16 protein-coding genes are annotated in these 15,461 nt (G+C 61.4%); 6 read left to right on the top strand and 10 right to left on the bottom strand.

Annotation, left to right across the window (positions count from 1 at the left end; genetic code table 11):
- The 6 genes from arnC to arnF are packed head-to-tail and all read left to right on the top strand — an operon-like array spanning window position 1 to window position 6,235.
- Entirely contained in the window at window positions 1-984 is a 984-nt protein-coding gene (gene arnC, locus ACOI7Z_RS13815) for an undecaprenyl-phosphate 4-deoxy-4-formamido-L-arabinose transferase (protein ID WP_023291263.1), read from the top strand.
- Window positions 981-2,966 carry a bifunctional UDP-4-amino-4-deoxy-L-arabinose formyltransferase/UDP-glucuronic acid oxidase ArnA gene (gene arnA, locus ACOI7Z_RS13820; RefSeq protein WP_032454287.1) on the top strand — a complete coding sequence of 662 codons (1,986 nt, stop codon included), beginning with the start codon at window positions 981-983 and terminating at the stop codon, window positions 2,964-2,966. The genes arnC and arnA overlap by 4 nt, the downstream gene beginning before the upstream one ends.
- Window positions 2,963-3,865: a 4-deoxy-4-formamido-L-arabinose-phosphoundecaprenol deformylase gene (gene arnD / locus ACOI7Z_RS13825; protein WP_032454286.1), complete on the top strand. Its 903-nt coding sequence runs from the start codon at window positions 2,963-2,965 to the stop codon at window positions 3,863-3,865. The genes arnA and arnD overlap by 4 nt, the downstream gene beginning before the upstream one ends.
- Window positions 3,865-5,520, top strand: coding sequence for a lipid IV(A) 4-amino-4-deoxy-L-arabinosyltransferase (arnT, locus tag ACOI7Z_RS13830; protein ID WP_087849079.1), 1,656 nt, complete (start codon window positions 3,865-3,867; stop codon window positions 5,518-5,520). Before arnD ends, arnT begins: the two co-directional genes overlap by 1 nt.
- Window positions 5,517-5,855, top strand: a complete 339-nt coding sequence (arnE, locus tag ACOI7Z_RS13835) for a 4-amino-4-deoxy-L-arabinose-phosphoundecaprenol flippase subunit ArnE (protein WP_023291259.1) — start codon at window positions 5,517-5,519, stop codon at window positions 5,853-5,855. Before arnT ends, arnE begins: the two co-directional genes overlap by 4 nt.
- A complete protein-coding gene (gene arnF, locus ACOI7Z_RS13840) occupies window positions 5,855-6,235 on the top strand; it encodes a 4-amino-4-deoxy-L-arabinose-phosphoundecaprenol flippase subunit ArnF (protein WP_087849080.1) in 381 nt (126 codons plus the stop codon). The genes arnE and arnF overlap by 1 nt, the downstream gene beginning before the upstream one ends.
- Here the strand turns inward: arnF and ACOI7Z_RS13845 are convergent.
- The 10 genes from ACOI7Z_RS13845 to ACOI7Z_RS13890 all read right to left on the bottom strand — a co-directional run bounded on the left by ACOI7Z_RS13845 (window position 6,232) and on the right by ACOI7Z_RS13890 (window position 15,461).
- Window positions 6,232-7,281, bottom strand: a complete 1,050-nt coding sequence (locus tag ACOI7Z_RS13845) for an AI-2E family transporter (protein WP_004202085.1) — start codon at window positions 7,279-7,281, stop codon at window positions 6,232-6,234. The two genes, arnF and ACOI7Z_RS13845, sit on opposite strands and share 4 nt — an antisense overlap.
- A 100-nt stretch (window positions 7,282-7,381) precedes the next feature.
- Window positions 7,382-7,969, bottom strand: coding sequence for a 4'-phosphopantetheinyl transferase AcpT (gene acpT / locus ACOI7Z_RS13850; protein ID WP_065883199.1), 588 nt, complete (start codon window positions 7,967-7,969; stop codon window positions 7,382-7,384).
- Between the two features lies 1 nt (window position 7,970).
- Window positions 7,971-9,200: a beta-ketoacyl-ACP synthase gene (locus ACOI7Z_RS13855; protein ID WP_023291256.1), complete on the bottom strand. Its 1,230-nt coding sequence runs from the start codon at window positions 9,198-9,200 to the stop codon at window positions 7,971-7,973.
- Entirely contained in the window at window positions 9,197-9,928 is a 732-nt protein-coding gene (locus tag ACOI7Z_RS13860; RefSeq protein ID WP_023291255.1) for a 3-ketoacyl-ACP reductase FabG2, read from the bottom strand. The genes ACOI7Z_RS13855 and ACOI7Z_RS13860 overlap by 4 nt, the downstream gene beginning before the upstream one ends.
- The gene (locus ACOI7Z_RS13865; RefSeq protein WP_087849081.1) at window positions 9,925-10,401 is read right to left on the bottom strand and encodes a 3-hydroxy-fatty acyl-ACP dehydratase; all 477 of its coding nucleotides are present in this window, start codon (window positions 10,399-10,401) and stop codon (window positions 9,925-9,927) included. The genes ACOI7Z_RS13860 and ACOI7Z_RS13865 overlap by 4 nt, the downstream gene beginning before the upstream one ends.
- Window positions 10,398-11,567 (bottom strand): beta-ketoacyl-[acyl-carrier-protein] synthase family protein, encoded by a 1,170-nt coding sequence (locus ACOI7Z_RS13870; RefSeq protein ID WP_048298523.1) that lies wholly within the window; start codon window positions 11,565-11,567, stop codon window positions 10,398-10,400. The genes ACOI7Z_RS13865 and ACOI7Z_RS13870 overlap by 4 nt, the downstream gene beginning before the upstream one ends.
- Before the next feature lies 1 nt (window position 11,568).
- Window positions 11,569-12,153, bottom strand: coding sequence for a DUF3261 domain-containing protein (locus tag ACOI7Z_RS13875; protein ID WP_023291252.1), 585 nt, complete (start codon window positions 12,151-12,153; stop codon window positions 11,569-11,571).
- The gene (locus ACOI7Z_RS13880; protein ID WP_087849082.1) at window positions 12,150-14,468 is read right to left on the bottom strand and encodes an MMPL family transporter; all 2,319 of its coding nucleotides are present in this window, start codon (window positions 14,466-14,468) and stop codon (window positions 12,150-12,152) included. The genes ACOI7Z_RS13875 and ACOI7Z_RS13880 overlap by 4 nt, the downstream gene beginning before the upstream one ends.
- Entirely contained in the window at window positions 14,437-15,042 is a 606-nt protein-coding gene (locus ACOI7Z_RS13885; RefSeq protein ID WP_023291250.1) for a LolA family protein, read from the bottom strand. Before ACOI7Z_RS13885 ends, ACOI7Z_RS13880 begins: the two co-directional genes overlap by 32 nt.
- Window positions 15,039-15,461 (bottom strand): acyl-CoA thioesterase, encoded by a 423-nt coding sequence (locus tag ACOI7Z_RS13890; RefSeq protein WP_032454265.1) that lies wholly within the window; start codon window positions 15,459-15,461, stop codon window positions 15,039-15,041. The genes ACOI7Z_RS13885 and ACOI7Z_RS13890 overlap by 4 nt, the downstream gene beginning before the upstream one ends.

Genomic DNA, 15,461 nt, shown 5'->3' on the forward strand with positions numbered 1-15,461 from the left:
ATGCTTACTTACCCTCCCGTGAAGAAGGTCTCGGTGGTTATCCCGGTTTATAACGAACAGGATAGCCTGCCGGAGCTGCTTCGTCGTACGGAAACCGCCTGCGCCACGCTGGGGCGGCAATATGAAATTCTGCTGATCGACGATGGCAGCAGCGACGATTCCGCGCGCATGCTCACCGAAGCCGCCGAGGCGGAAGGCAGTCACGTCGTCGCCGTGCTATTAAACCGTAACTACGGCCAGCACTCGGCGATCATGGCCGGCTTCAGCCATGTGACGGGCGATCTGATTATTACCCTTGATGCCGACCTGCAAAACCCGCCGGAAGAGATCCCGCGGCTGGTGGCGAAGGCGGATGAAGGTTACGACGTGGTGGGCACCGTCCGTCAGAACCGTCAGGACAGCATCTTCCGCAAAACCGCCTCGAAGATGATCAACCGCCTGATCCAGCGCACCACCGGCAAAGCGATGGGCGACTACGGCTGCATGCTGCGCGCCTACCGTCGCCACATTATCGACGCGATGCTCAACTGTCACGAGCGCAGCACCTTTATCCCGATTCTGGCGAATACCTTCGCCCGTCGCGCGGTGGAGATCCCGGTGATGCACGCCGAGCGTGAATTCGGCGACTCCAAATACAGCTTTATGCGCCTGATCAACCTGATGTACGACCTGGTGACCTGTCTGACCACCACGCCGCTGCGTCTGCTCAGCATTTTCGGCAGCGTGATAGCCCTGCTGGGCTTCGCCTTCGGCCTGCTGCTGGTGGTGCTGCGTTTGGCCTTCGGCCCGCAGTGGGCGGCGGAAGGGGTGTTTATGCTCTTCGCCGTGCTGTTTATGTTTATCGGCGCCCAGTTTATCGGTATGGGTCTGCTCGGGGAGTATATCGGACGCATCTATAACGACGTGCGCGCGCGTCCCCGCTACTTTATTCAACGTGTTGTTCGCCAGCCGGAAACGGCATCTAAAGAGGAAGATCGTTCATGAAAGCCGTAGTCTTCGCTTATCACGATATGGGCTGCACCGGTATCCAGGCTCTGCTGGACGCCGGGTATGATATCGCTGCTATTTTCACCCACCCGGATAACCCTGGCGAAAACCATTTCTTTGGCTCCGTGGCGCGCCTTGCTGCCGAGCAGGGCATTCCGGTGTGGGCGCCGGAAGACGTGAACCATCCGCTGTGGATTGAGCGTATCCGCGAGATGAAGCCGGACGTGCTGTTCTCCTTCTACTACCGCAATCTGCTGGGCGATGAGATCCTCCGTCTCGCGCCGAAAGGGGCGTTTAACCTGCACGGTTCGCTGCTGCCGAAATATCGCGGCCGCGCGCCGCTGAACTGGGTGCTGGTCAATGGCGAAAGCGAAACCGGCGTCACCCTGCACCGAATGGTGAACCGCGCCGACGCGGGGGATATCGTCGCCCAGCAGGCCGTGGCGATTGGCCCGGATGACGCCGCCCTGACGCTGCACCGCAAGCTGTGCGCCGCCGCCACCGGGCTGCTGGGCCAGGCGCTGCCGGCGATCCTCGCCGGAACCACCGATGAACGTCCGCAGGATCACAGCCAGGCGACCTATGTGGGGCGTCGTACCCCGGAAGATGGCCGCCTCGACTGGGAGCAGCCGGCGCAGACCCTGCACAATCTGGTGCGTGCGGTCTCCGATCCGTGGCCGGGCGCCTTCGGCTACGCCGGCGCGAACAAGTTTATCGTCTGGAAATCCCGCGTCCGTCATGATCTGCCGGCAGCCAAACCGGGTACCGTTATCTCCGTTGCGCCGCTGATCGTGGCGTGCCAGGAGGGGGCGCTGGAGATTGTCACCGGCCAGACCGAACGCGGGGTGTACATGCAGGGCGCCCAGCTGGCGCAGGGGCTGGGCCTGGTGTCCGGGGCGGTGATCAGCAGCAAACCGGTGGTGGCGGTTAAGCGTCGCACCCGGGTGCTGATCCTCGGCGTCAATGGCTTTATCGGTAACCATCTGACCGAACGCCTGCTGCAGGACGACAACTATGAGATTTACGGCCTGGATATCGGCTCCGACGCCATCAGCCGTTTCCTCGACTGCCCGCGTTTCCACTTTGTGGAAGGCGATATCAGCATTCACTCCGAGTGGATCGAATATCACATTAAGAAATGCGACGTGGTGCTGCCGCTGGTGGCCATCGCCACCCCTATCGAGTACACCCGCAACCCGCTGCGCGTCTTCGAGCTGGATTTCGAAGAGAACCTGAAGATCATCCGCGACTGCGTGAAATACAATAAGCGCATCATCTTCCCGTCGACCTCGGAAGTGTACGGCATGTGCACTGATAAAAACTTCGACGAAGACACTTCCAATCTGGTGGTCGGGCCGATCAACAAACAGCGCTGGATCTACTCGGTCTCCAAGCAGCTGCTGGACCGCGTGATCTGGGCCTATGGCGATAAGAATGGCCTGAAGTTCACCCTGTTCCGTCCGTTCAACTGGATGGGGCCGCGTCTGGATAACCTCAACGCCGCGCGTATCGGCAGCTCCCGCGCCATCACCCAGCTGATCCTCAACCTGGTGGAAGGCTCGCCGATCAAGCTCATCGAAGGCGGTAAGCAGAAGCGCTGCTTCACCGACATCAGCGATGGTATCGAAGCGCTGTTCCGCATCATCGAGAACAAAGACGGCCGCTGCGACGGGCAGATCATCAACATCGGTAACCCGGATAACGAAGCGAGCATCAAAGAGCTGGCGGAGATGCTGCTGGCCTGCTTCGAACGTCATCCGCTGCGCGATCGCTTCCCGCCGTTTGCCGGCTTCCGCGAAGTGGAAAGCAGCGACTACTACGGCAAGGGCTATCAGGACGTTGAGCATCGCAAACCGAGCATCCGCAACGCCAAACGCTGCCTGAACTGGGAGCCGAAGGTGGAGATGGAAGAGACCGTTGAGCATACGCTGGACTTCTTCCTGCGCACGGTTGAACTGGTGGACGCTAAAAATCCATGAAACAGGTCGGCTTACGCATAGATGTCGATACCTTTCGCGGCACGCGGGACGGCGTTCCGCGGCTGCTGGACCTGCTGGGTCAGCACGGGATCCAGGCAAGCTTCTTCTTCAGCGTCGGGCCGGACAATATGGGACGCCACCTGTGGCGCCTGGTAAAACCGAAGTTTCTGTGGAAGATGCTGCGCTCCAGAGCGGCCTCGCTGTACGGCTGGGATATTCTGCTGGCCGGCACCGCCTGGCCGGGACGCCGCATCGGCGCGGGGAACGAAGCGGTGATCCGCGCCGCCGCCGAGTCTCATGAAGTGGGCCTGCACGCCTGGGACCACTACAGCTGGCAGGCGTGGAGCGGCGTCTGGCCGCAGGAACGGCTGACGCTGGAGGTTGAGCGCGGCCTGCTGGAGCTCGAACGCATCATCGGCCGGCCGGTCACCTGTTCGGCTGTCGCCGGCTGGCGCGCCGATCAGCGAGTGGTGAAAGCCAAAGAATCCTTCGATTTCCTCTACAACAGCGACTGTCGCGGCACGCGGCCGTTTCTGCCCCAGCTCGGCAGCGGCGTCTCCGGTACGGTGCAGATCCCGGTCACGCTGCCGACCTGGGACGAGGCGGTGGGCACGGCGGTGGAAATCGCCGGCTTTAACCGCTATCTCCTCGACTGCATCCATCGCGACCCGGGCGTGCCGGTCTATACCATTCACGCCGAAGTGGAAGGCATTGCCTACGCGGATCAGTTCAATGAACTGCTGACCATGGCGGCAGAAGAAGAAATTCAGTTTTGCCCACTGAGCCAGCTGTTGCCCGCTGACTTTAGCGAGCTGCCGTCTGGCAAAGTGGTTCGGGGTGAACTGGCTGGCCGGGAAGGCTGGCTCGGACGTGAACAATTACTGACTTCGGGTGTTTGATGAAAAGCATTCGCTATGGCGTCTCTCTGATTGCGCTGTTTGCGCTGTATTACCTGCTGCCGCTTAATTTCCGTTTGCTCTGGCAACCCGATGAAACCCGCTATGCGGAGATCAGCCGTGAAATGCTGGCCACCGGCGACTGGGTGGTGCCGCATTTTCTCGGATTGCGCTATTTCGAAAAGCCGATTGCCGGTTACTGGATCAACAGTATCGGTCAATGGCTGTTTGGCCATAATAACTTCGGCGTACGCTTTGGGTCGGTCTTCGCCATCACCATGACCGCCGTGCTGGTGGCCTGGCTGGCGTGGCGCGTCTTTCGCGACAAAAAGGTAGCTGTCCTGTCGCCGGTGATTTTTCTCACCGCGATGCTGGTGTATGCGATTGGCACCTATGCGGTGCTGGACCCGATGATCACCCTGTGGCTGGCGTTGGCGATGTGCAGTTTCTGGGGCGCGACGCAGGCGCAGAGCCGCAGCGGCAAAATACTGGGTTACGCGCTGCTGGGCGTCGCCTGCGGTATGGGGGTGATGACCAAAGGCTTCCTTGCGCTGGCGGTGCCGGTAGTGGGCGTTCTGCCGTGGGTGCTCGCCCGTCGACGCTGGCGTGAAGTGCTGACCTACGGTTGGCTGGCGGTGGTCGTCTGTACGCTGGTGGTGCTGCCCTGGGGGCTGGCTATCGCCCAGCGCGAGCCGGACTTCTGGCGCTACTTCTTCTGGGTCGAGCATATTCAGCGTTTCGCCGAAAAAGACGCCCAGCACAAAGCGCCGTTCTGGTACTACATCCCGTTCCTGATCGCCGGCAGCCTGCCGTGGCTGGCCCTGCTGCCGGGGGCGCTGAAGCGCGGTTGGCTTGAGCGCGATGAGGCCCGCGGCGCGCTGTATCTGTTAGGCTGGGTGGCGATGCCGCTCCTGTTCTTCAGTATCGCCAAAGGCAAACTGCCGACCTATATCCTGCCGTGCTTTGCGCCGCTGTCGATCCTGATGGCGCGCTACGCGCTGGAGGCGGCGAAGACCGGCGCGAAAGCGTTACGGGTCAACGGGATGATCAACCTGGGCGTCGGCCTGCTGGGGCTGATCGCCGTGCTGGTGGTCTCGCCCTGGGGCGTGATGCACAAGCCGGTGTGGACCAAGATTGAGCTGTATAAATGTCTGCTGGCGGCGATCGCCTTCGCCGTCTGGGCGCTGATGGGCTGGCTGGCGATGAAAGACGCTGGCCGCCGCTGGAGCCTGGCGGCGCTTTGCCCGCTCGGCCTGGCGCTGCTGGTGGGCTTCGCCATCCCGGACCGGGTTATCGACAGCAAACAGCCGCAGTTCCTCGTGGATATCGTCAGCGAATCCCTGCAGCCCAGCCGCTACGTCCTGACCAACAACGTCGGGATCGCCGGCGGCCTGGCCTGGGAGCTGAAGCGAAGCGATATTATTATGTTCGACAAACAGGGTGAGCTGAAGTACGGTCTCGACTGGCCGGACGCTCAGGGAAGCTTTGTCAGCCAGGCCGGGTTTGCCGACTGGCTGGCCGCGCATCGTCAGCAGGGGCCGGTCTCGCTGGTGCTGTTGATGGATAAAGGAGAGAGTATGCTCGACTTACCGTTACCGAAACCCGATAACGCTTACGAGCTGGGGCGGGTCGTTTTCCTTCAGTATCTGCCGCAATGAGCGTCTGGATCTGTCTGGTGTTCGCCAGCCTGCTGAGCTGCGCCGGACAGCTGTGCCAGAAACAGGCGACCCGCCCGTCCCGTCGCGGACGGCGGAGTCGTCATATACTCTTCTGGCTGGGGATGGCGCTGTTATGCCTCGGCTGCGGCATGCTGCTGTGGCTGAGCGTCCTGCAGTCAATTCCGGTGAGCATCGCCTATCCGATGCTGAGTCTGAACTTCGTCTGGGTCACCCTCGCGGGCTGGGGCATCTGGCATGAGCCGGTCGCTCCCCGCCACTGGTTTGGCGTCGGGTTGATCGTCGTGGGCATTGTCATTCTGGGGACCAGCGTCTGATGGGCTTTCTCTGGGCATTATTCAGCGTCGGCCTCGTCAGCGGCGCGCAGCTGCTACTGCGCAGCGCCATGGTGGTGTTGCCGCCGCTGACCGATAATCTGGCGTTTCTCCAGCATCTGTTGCATCTCCAGCCCGGCACCTTCGGCCTGTTTTTCGGCCTGCTGGGCTACCTGCTGTCGATGGTCTGCTGGTACTTTGCCCTCCACCGTCTGCCGCTGTCGAAAGCGTATGCGCTGCTGAGCCTGAGCTATATCCTCGTTTGGGCCGCCGCCATCTGGCTGCCCGGCTGGCATGAGCCGTTCCACTGGCAATCACTGCTGGGCGTGGCGATTATCGTCGCCGGCGTATTGACCATCTTCTGGCCGGTGAAACGCCGCTAGCCGGGGAGCCGGCTTTTGGGGCGCCCCGGGCCGAGCAGGATCGCCAGCTTGCTGCCCCCGACGGTGGTCTCCATCCAGATTTTACAGACGCTGGTTAACGGCACCGAGAGCAGCATTCCCACCGGCCCCAGCAGCCAGCCCCAGACCAGCAGCGACAGGAACACCACCAGGGTCGACATCCCCAGCCGGTGGCCCATCATGCGCGGCTCCACCATGTTGCCCAACACCATATGCACCACCAGAAACAGCGCCCCGACCAGCAGGCACTCATAGATGCCGCTGAACAGCAGCGCCTGCAGCATGGGCGGGATGGCGGAGATGGCGGAGCCGATATTCGGCACATAGTTCAGCAGGAACGCCAGCACCCCCCACATCAGCGCGAACTGCACCCCCATCGCCAGCAGCCCCAGCCAGACAATCAGGCCGGTCCACAGGCTGATCAGCGTTTTCAGCGCCAGATAGTGGGTGACGCCTTTCAGCGCCCGGTGCAGCCCGGCGATATGCAGGCGAGGGTTATTGAGGGCAAAACGCAGTTTGTAGGGCAGGTGGCGCACCTCAAACAGCATAAAGATCACCGTCATCACCAGCAGCACAATGCTGGCCATCGCCCCGGAAAGCTGGGTCATCAGCGTCGTGGCCCAGGTCATCAGCCGTTCTGAATCCATACGTCGCAGCATGCGTTCCGGATTGATATGCAGGTTGAGAAAGGGGAGATACTCCTGGAGCTGGACGATCTTACGCGTCAGGGCGCGGTTGAAATCGGGCAGCATGGCGACAAAATCATTGAGCGACGCCGCCAGCACGCCAAGCAGCGCGGTCAGCATGACCAGCATTGCCGTCACCACCAGCGTAATGGCGAACGGGCGCCGCACCCCGCGGCGAATGAACCAGGTGACCAGCGGGTTGAGGACAATAGCGAAAAACAGCGCCAGCAGGAGCTGCACCAGAATATCGGCGGCGGCGTGGATCCCGGCGAGGATAATCACCAGCGCCGCCAGCTTAAGTAAAATATGGAGCCCGGCTTTATCAGCCTGCGGAGGGGACATAGGTATTCCTTTTGTGAGTCGCGCCTGATAAGTGTAGCGGTTCGCTGGCTGCCAATATTCCGAAAGGCGAGCGGCTTTTCCGCCATCATCTTTTGATCGCTTAAACCGCGCCGCTGAAATGTTGAATGCGCGCGTCCGTCAGCGTGAACGGCGTCGGCGTACAGACCGCAATACTTAACCCATCGTGCAGAATCTGGCTGAGCGACAGCGGGCCGTGACAGGCGCTGTCAACGGAGGCCATCTGCCAGGCGCTGCCGCCGCGCTGTTTCACCAGCGCCTCTTTGCGCGTCCAGATACGCCAGAAGACCGTGAGCTGCTGCGCCGGCGAAGCCTGCGCCAGTTCCTGGTGCTCGCTTTCGCTGAACAGGGCGTTAGCCAGGCGGCGCCAGCCTTCGCGCGGGCGAATCACTTCGATGTCGCAACCCACCTCGCCTTTATCGCTGAGCAGCAGGGCAATATCGTCGCCGCTGTGGCTAAGGTTAAACCACAGCCCGCGCGCGACGGGGAAGGCAGGCTTGCCCTGTTCGCCAAGCTGAATATCCGTCAGCGGGGCAGCCGCCTGCGCCAGCAGCGCGCGGCCGGCAAGCCAGCTGGCTCGTCGCGGTCCGTCCGGCGCCTGCGCCATCAACGCAGGCGGTAACGGCAGGGCGCTAAGGGCGGAGATCTTACCCAGAAAAAGCTGATACATTTCAAGGCCAGCGTCGAATAATGATTGAGGTGTTAATGCCGCCGAAGGCGAAGTTGTTGCTCTGCAGGAATTCACACTCCAGTTTGCGCTTTTCCCCCATGATGTAATCCAGTTCGCCACAGTTGGCGTCCGGTTTATGGAGATTCAGCGTTGGCGCAAACCAGCCTTCGCGCATCATCTGCAGGCTCATCCACGCTTCTAACGCCCCGCAAGCGCCAAGCGTATGGCCGAAATAGCTTTTCAGCGAAGAGATCGGCACGCTGTCGCCGTAAACGGCCGCCGTTGCCTGGCTTTCCGCGATATCGCCGCGATCGGTGGCGGTGCCGTGGGCCGAAATATAGCCGATGTCCCGGGGGCTTAAGCCCGCCATGTTTAGCGATTGTTCCATGCAGATCTGCATGGTTTCGCGCTGCGGCTGGGTAATATGGGCCGCATCGCAGTTAGTGGCGAACCCGACGATTTCACCGTAGATGGTTGCGCCGCGCGCTTTGGCATGCTCGAGATCTTCAAGGATCAGCGTGCCGGCGCCTTCGCCAATCACCAGACCATCTCGCTGTTCATCGAACGGAGAGGGGGTGAGGGCCGGTTCGTCATTGCGTTGGCTGGTGGCGAAGAGGGTATCGAATACCGCGGCTTCCGAAGGGCAGAGCTCCTCGGCACCGCCGGCCACCATCACCGTTTGGTAACCATGGCGAATGGCTTCCCAGGCGTAGCCAATCGCCTGGCTGCCGGAGGTGCAGGCGCTGGAGGTGGGGATCACGCGCCCCCGCAGACCGAAGAATAATCCGGTATTCACCGCGGTAGTATGCGGCATCATCTGCACATAGGTAGTGCCGGTGATATTGTTGGTATGTTTCTCCGTCAACATGGTGGCGAACTCGCTCACCGGACCGGTACTACCGGTTGACGAGCCGTAAGCGATGCCGGTTTGGCCGTTGGTCAGCACGGTGTCGCCGATAAGCCCGGCCTGCTCCAGCGCGAGTTCAGTGGCGCGGGTGGAGAGTCGCGATACCCGGCCCATCGCGCGGATACGCTTGCGGGTATAATGCTCCGGCAGGGTGAAATCGTCGATTGGCGCCCCCAGCAGCGTATGCAGTCCGTCATACGCCAGCCATTCCGGCATCTTACGCACCGCATTTTTATATTCCCGCAGCCTGGTGGCGACATCCTGCCAGTTTTCGCCAAACGCGGTCACCCCGCCCATCCCTGTAATGACCACCCGGCGTATCATAGCATCCCCCCGTTGATGGAAATGACCTGGCGGGTGACGTAGCCCGCGATATCCGACATTAAATAGCTGGCAAGCCCGGCCACCTCGTCGGCCTGACCCATGCGTTTCATCGGGATCATGGTCATCGCCTCTTTCAGCGCGTGCTCTTCCATGTCAATCATCCCGGTGTCGATAAGACCCGGCGCAATACAGTTAACGGTGATTTTGCGTTTTGCCAGTTCTATCGCCAGCGCTTTGGTGGCGCCGATAATGCCCGCCTTGGCGGCGCTGTAGTTGACCTGGCCGCGGTTGCCCATGACGCCGGAAACCGAGGAGAGGGTGATGATACGTCCGCCCTGGCGCGCGCTAATCATCGGCATGATGCAGGGATGAATGACGTTATAAAAACTGTCGAGGTTGGTGTGGATCACAGCGTCCCAGTCGTCATCGCCAAGCGCCGGGAAGGCGCCGTCGCGGGCGATGCCGGCGTTGCTGACAATGCCATACCACGCGCCATGGTCGGCCATATCCTGCTCCAGTACCTCGCGGCATTGCTGACGATCGGCGACGTCAAAACTCAGCAGCCGGCCGTCGCCGCCGGCGGCGGTTATCGCCTCCAGCGTCTGTTGCGCCCCCGCGCGGTCGCGATGATAGTGGACGCCCACCACAAAACCGTCCGCTGCCAGCTGGCAGGCGATAGCGCGACCGATGCCTTTGCTGGCGCCGGTAACCAAAACTGAACGACTCATTCTGACGCTCCTTGTTGAAATAAAGTGCTAAGTTCTTCTGTTGTGGGCTGGAAGGTGTTGACCCGCCCGCTGGCCAGGACGTCATCGTCCACCATAATGGTGCCTTCGAAGCTGCCGAAACGTTCATCCTGCATCAAGAGCTTCACGCTGATGGACAGCGTCTTTCCGCCCGGCAGGCTCCCGGCCGCGCAAACCAGTTCGCGCGCGCCCAGCACCATGCCTAAAGCGAGCGATGTTTGTCCTTGCTGCTGGCGGTGCCAGCCGGACCAGACGCCGACGGTCTGCGCCATTAATTCAAGGGCGAACCAGCCGGGAAGATCGCCGTTGGTATCGAGAAATGGCGCCAGAACGCTGCCGGGTGAGACCGCGACGCGGCAGGTGGCGGTGTCGGCGGTCACCTCCTCGACCTCTTCCAGCAGCAGCATCGGCGCGTCGTGCGGCAGGTAACTGCCGGGTGATAAAAAGTGGCTCATGACATTCTCCCGAGCAGGATGCTGGTGTTATTGCCGCCAAAGGCAAAAGAGTTCGACAGGATAACTGGCCGCGACAGCGGCTGCGGATGTTCAATGAGCCCGCACGGCGGTAGCGTGTCATCCTGCGGAGACTGGCTGAAATCCTGTGCCGGTAACAACAGATTGCGTTGCAGGATCAGCATGCCGATGGCGGCCTCGGTGATCCCTGCCGCACCCAGCGTATGTCCGGTCAGATGTTTGGTGGAACTACAGGGCACCCTTTCGCCAAACAGCGCGTTGATCACCCGGGCTTCTATCTGGTCGTTAAGCCGCGTAGCGGTGCCGTGCAGGTTAATGTAACCCACCTGCTCCGGCATGATGCCCGCGTCGTCCAGCGCCTGCTGAATGGCGCGCATCGCCCCTTCTCCTTGGGGATGCGGGGCGGAAATATGCCAGGCGTCGCTGGATTCGCCGATACCCAGCAGCGCGATGGGCTGCGGCTCGCGGGTCAGCAGCATCAGCGCCGCCCCTTCGCCGATGGTGATCCCGCAGCGGTCGCGGCTAAACGGCTGGCACTGCGTCGTGGAGAGCGACTCCAGGCTGTGAAAGCCGTTGATGGGCATCCGGCTAAGGGTATCCGCGCCGCCGACGATCGCCACATCTGCCAGCCCCGCCTCAATGAGCCGCCGTCCGCTGATTATCGCCCGCGCGCTGGAGGAGCAGGCGGTTGACAGGGTATATGCCGGACCATCCAGCGCCAGCCAGCGGCTGAGAAAACGCGACGGGTCGCCCAGCTCCTGCTGTGGATAGCGCCAGGCCTCGCTCGCCTTGCCGTTAAGCGTCAAATTAACGTGTACGTCGCCTTCATCCAGCCCTGACGTACTGGTGCCCAACACCACGGCGACCCGAGCCCGGCCATAGCGGGCGATGGCGCGATCCACCTGCGGCTGGATCTGCGCCAGCGCCGCCAGCAGCAGCTGATTATTGCGCGAACGATGGTCGCGAAAGGTATCGGGAATGGCGGGTAGTTCGCCGTCCACCCCCGCGAAAATCGCCTGCGGATGCCCCTGTAACCACCCTTCACGCGGGCGCATGCCGGGCGCTATACCGCGGGCCAGATTGGCGGCGATTTCATCATTATCGCGTCCCAGGGCGTTAATCATGCCGACAGCAGAAATGAAGATCATCTCAGTCACCCAGGTATTGAATGGTGATGTGGTATTTAAAGACGTGCTGCTCGATGCTAATCGGCACGCGCTTGCCTTTGCGGTTGATATAGGTGATGTCGGTGACCAGTTTTCCGCGCGCGTTACGCAGTTCGCGTTTGTCGCCGCGGTCGGTTAGCGTCCAGCCTTTCGGCAGCTGCGGCAGCCATGCGCTAAGCGGCCAGTGGCTGAGCATCACATCGGCCAGCACCTGGCTGGCGGGCGGCAGTTGCGGGATCACCATCGACTGTTCCGCGCGCAGCCCTTGTTGATCATAGGTCACCAGGAACAGGCGGATACCGACGGACGACAGGCCCGCCAGCGTGAGCTTTTTATCATCGGCATTGAGCAGCACCAGCAGCGACTGGGTTTGGCCGTTGAAGCGGCCGGTCAATAACTGCTGGGAACTGATGGCCGGCGAGATGCCCGGCGGCGGCAGCGTGACGCGCGTACCCGGCTCCAGCCACGCCTGCGGACGGCCTTGCGGCTCCGGCGGCGAATGACTGCAGCCGGCCAGCAATAAGGCGGCGAAGAGCGCGAAGGCGCGCCAGAATGATGGTCTTCTCATCGTCTTTTTTTCTCTTTTTTGCTCGGCATCGCCAGCGGCGACAGCAGGAAAGCGGTGAAAATACCGCTGACCAGGACAGTGCCAAAGCTGCTGATGGCCTGGGTGGCGCTAAACACCAGCATGCCAAGCGTTAATAAAGTGGTCATCATCGCCAGGGTAACCGCCAGCAGCGATGTCAGCGGCGTGCCGCGCGGGTTGCTGAAAAACAGGGTGTAGTTGATGCCAATCCCAAGTACCAGCACCAGCGCCAGTAAGGAGAACAGGTTAACGGCGTGGCCGGTGAGCGCCAACGCCCCCAGGCCGCATCCCAGCGACAATACCGACGGCACCAGGCTTATTAAGCCCTTGCGCCAGCCAAGGCGGATAGCGGCGCCGCAGGCAATCACCGCCAGCGCAACGCCGAGCAGCCCGGTTAAAATATGACGGTAGAGCGCGAAAAGCTGGTCGAAATCGCTTTTACGATCGACCCACGCCACGCCAGCCTGGGTTGTGCTGAGCGCCTTCAGCGCCGCGCTATCTTTCACCCCGCTCACTGGCACCAGTACGCCGCTTTCGCCATCCGGCAGCGTCAGCCATAGCAGCCGCCAGCCTTCGCTGGCCGGACTGGCAAGCCAGTCGCCGACTGTCACCGGCATCGGCCGCAGGTCGGGGTGAACAGCGGTGAGTCCGGCGTTATTCAGCGCCTGGCCGATGGCCGGCGCCGCCTGCTTCAGCAGGGCCAGATCCTCCTGCTGGCGGGCCAGTGAATTGAGCGGAATGGCGCGATACCCGCCAAGCATACCGTCGGTTTGCGCTTTAGCCAGTGCGGGCATAAAGGCTTCAAGCCGCTGCAGCGTTTGTTGCGCCGTGTCGCCGTAAACCACGAACCACTTTTGATCGACGCTTTGGCCAGTAAGCGCGGTGATGTCATGCTCCTGGGAGAGGATATTCTGCGGTAGCGCCTGCAGCTGTGAGATATCGTCATCCACCCGCAGGAGAGCGAGCCCCGTCAGGGAGAAAATGGCCAGAACCACCGGCAGACCGATGGCGAGTTTTTTGTTACGCCGCCATGCCGCGAGCCAGCGCGACATCAGCACCATCGCTGGAACGGGACGCACCGGGAGCCCATGGCACAGCCATGGCTGCCAGAAAATCACCGTCAGGCATGAGGCGCTTAGCCCCACGGCCGCAAATAGCGCCATCTGGCGAATGGCCGGGAAGGGGGCCAGCATCATGATTAAATAAGCCGCCACGGTGGTAAGCAGCGCCAGCAGCAGCGCTTTCCGTACTTTAACAAGGCTTTGCCACGGTGAAGCCGCTGCGCCATGGACCATCCGTTCGGTCAGGTAATAGAGCGTGTAATCTGCGGAAATGCCAATAATGCTCATGCTCATCACCAGGGTCATCAGATGCAGCTCGCCAAACAGCAGCAGCGTGGCAACGGTGCCGGCCAGTGCGCCGATAGCGATAGAGATCGCGCATAACAGCAGCGGACGCAGCGAGCGGAACACGGCCACGATCAACAGGATGACGCCGAACAGGGTGGCCGCGCCGAGAGTGGAGATATCGCGCTTCGCCTGCTGGCTGGCGTAATCACTGTAAAATACGGTGCCGCGCGACAGCAGCTGCGCCTGCGGGTGGCGCGCTTTTAATTCCTTTTCAAGCTGCGCGAGGGTGGTCACCAGGCGGTGCGTCTGTCGCATATCGAACGACGAACCCGCCAGCTCGCCGTGCAGCAGATACCAGACGTTGCCTTGCGCGTCTTTGCTGGTCAGCCACCCGTCCTGCAGCTGCATCCGCTGGCCGCTATTCGCCATCGCCAGCTGTGAGCCGCGCATCAGCATCAGCGGGTCGTTTTGTAACTCTTTACCGCTGACCCCGGAAAACGCCGAATAGAGCTGCGAAAGGATCCACTGGGCCTGCGCTTCGCCGCCCTCCTGCAGACGTGCGCGGGTGGCGGGGTCGATTAACGCATTGCGATGTTGCCAGAAAAACGTTCCCCAGGCCTGCTGACTGGCGGCATCCATTGGGCCTTTGACCTCGGCCAGCGCGTCTGAGGTTTGCAGCAACCGCAGCCAGTCGCGAGCCACCTGCGGGTCGGCCTGTTTACCGGGGCTGACCAGCCAGACCAGCTGGCGATCCAGACGCTGCATAAAGCCGTCGTTCAGCGCGGGGGGGATCGCGCCGAGCGTCTGTTTGGGCAGCATCGCCAGCACGCTGCTGTTGAGCCGGGCCTGCGGCAACAGCGCCAGCAGCGCGCCCGCCAGTATCAGGCAGACGACGCCCCAGATCAGCGCAGGACGTTTACTGGGCGGCAAAGCGTTGGCGTTCGTCATCGGTCAGTTGCGCTGGCGTCAGTTGATGTTGGGAAAGGGCGATATCGGTGCGATCGCCTTGTTTATCATTGAGTTGAATATGCTCCAGGTAGGTTTTTCCGGCGAGATCGATGCTGGCGAAAATCTTATCCAGCGGCGTGGTGACAGGCGTCAGGCGCAGCGTCCATCGCCCGTCGCCTTTATCGGCGAATTCCACGCGGAAGTTCTCCTCCAGCACGTTACGATCGGCCTGGAACAGCGCGCGCAGCAGATGGTTGAACTGGAACATCTGCGGGTTGTTTTCGGCGGTGACGGTCTGCGGCGGCTGGCCGTTAATCGCCTGCACCATCCGTTTGTCATCCAGCAGCAGTTGCATCGGGAACGGTGAGGTTTGATCCCACAGCAAGCCCTGGTCGCGGGCGATCAACATCCGCCCCTGGGATCGCAGCGGCTGCGGAAGATCCTTTATGGTGCGGGTTTGATCGAAGTGGGCGCGCACCACCGGCTGTTCGCTAAATTGTTTTTGCAGGTCATCGAGCGTCAGGGCGCTGACCAACGGACTGATGAACAGTCCCACCAACAGCAGCAATCTCATGGCGTGACCCCCATGCGTTCAAACAGAACTTGCGGGCTGACAAAACACATCTCGCCGCTTTTTTCGTCCACCGCGACCTGGATGGTGTAGCCGGTGGTGGTGCGTTTGCCGCTCTCGGCGGCAAAAATTTCATAGCCAATGCGCAGGCGGTTTTCGAACTCTTCCAGACGCGCGCGGACGCGAATACGCTGCTCGAAGGTGATAACGTCCCGGTACTTCACGCGGGTATCCACCACCGGCCACAGATAGCCGGAGGCTTTCATCTGCCGGTAGCCGTAGTTGAACTGGTTAAGCAGCGCCTCGCGGGCAATTTCGAAGTAGCGGAAATAGTTGCCATGCCAGACGACGCCCATCATATCGACGTCGTGAAAGGGAATGGTTAGCTCTACTTCAGCAGTAAAACGGGGATCGTTAAGCAC

The organism is Klebsiella sp. C283 (assembly GCF_048822555.1).
Lineage (GTDB): Bacteria > Pseudomonadota > Gammaproteobacteria > Enterobacterales > Enterobacteriaceae > Klebsiella > Klebsiella quasipneumoniae.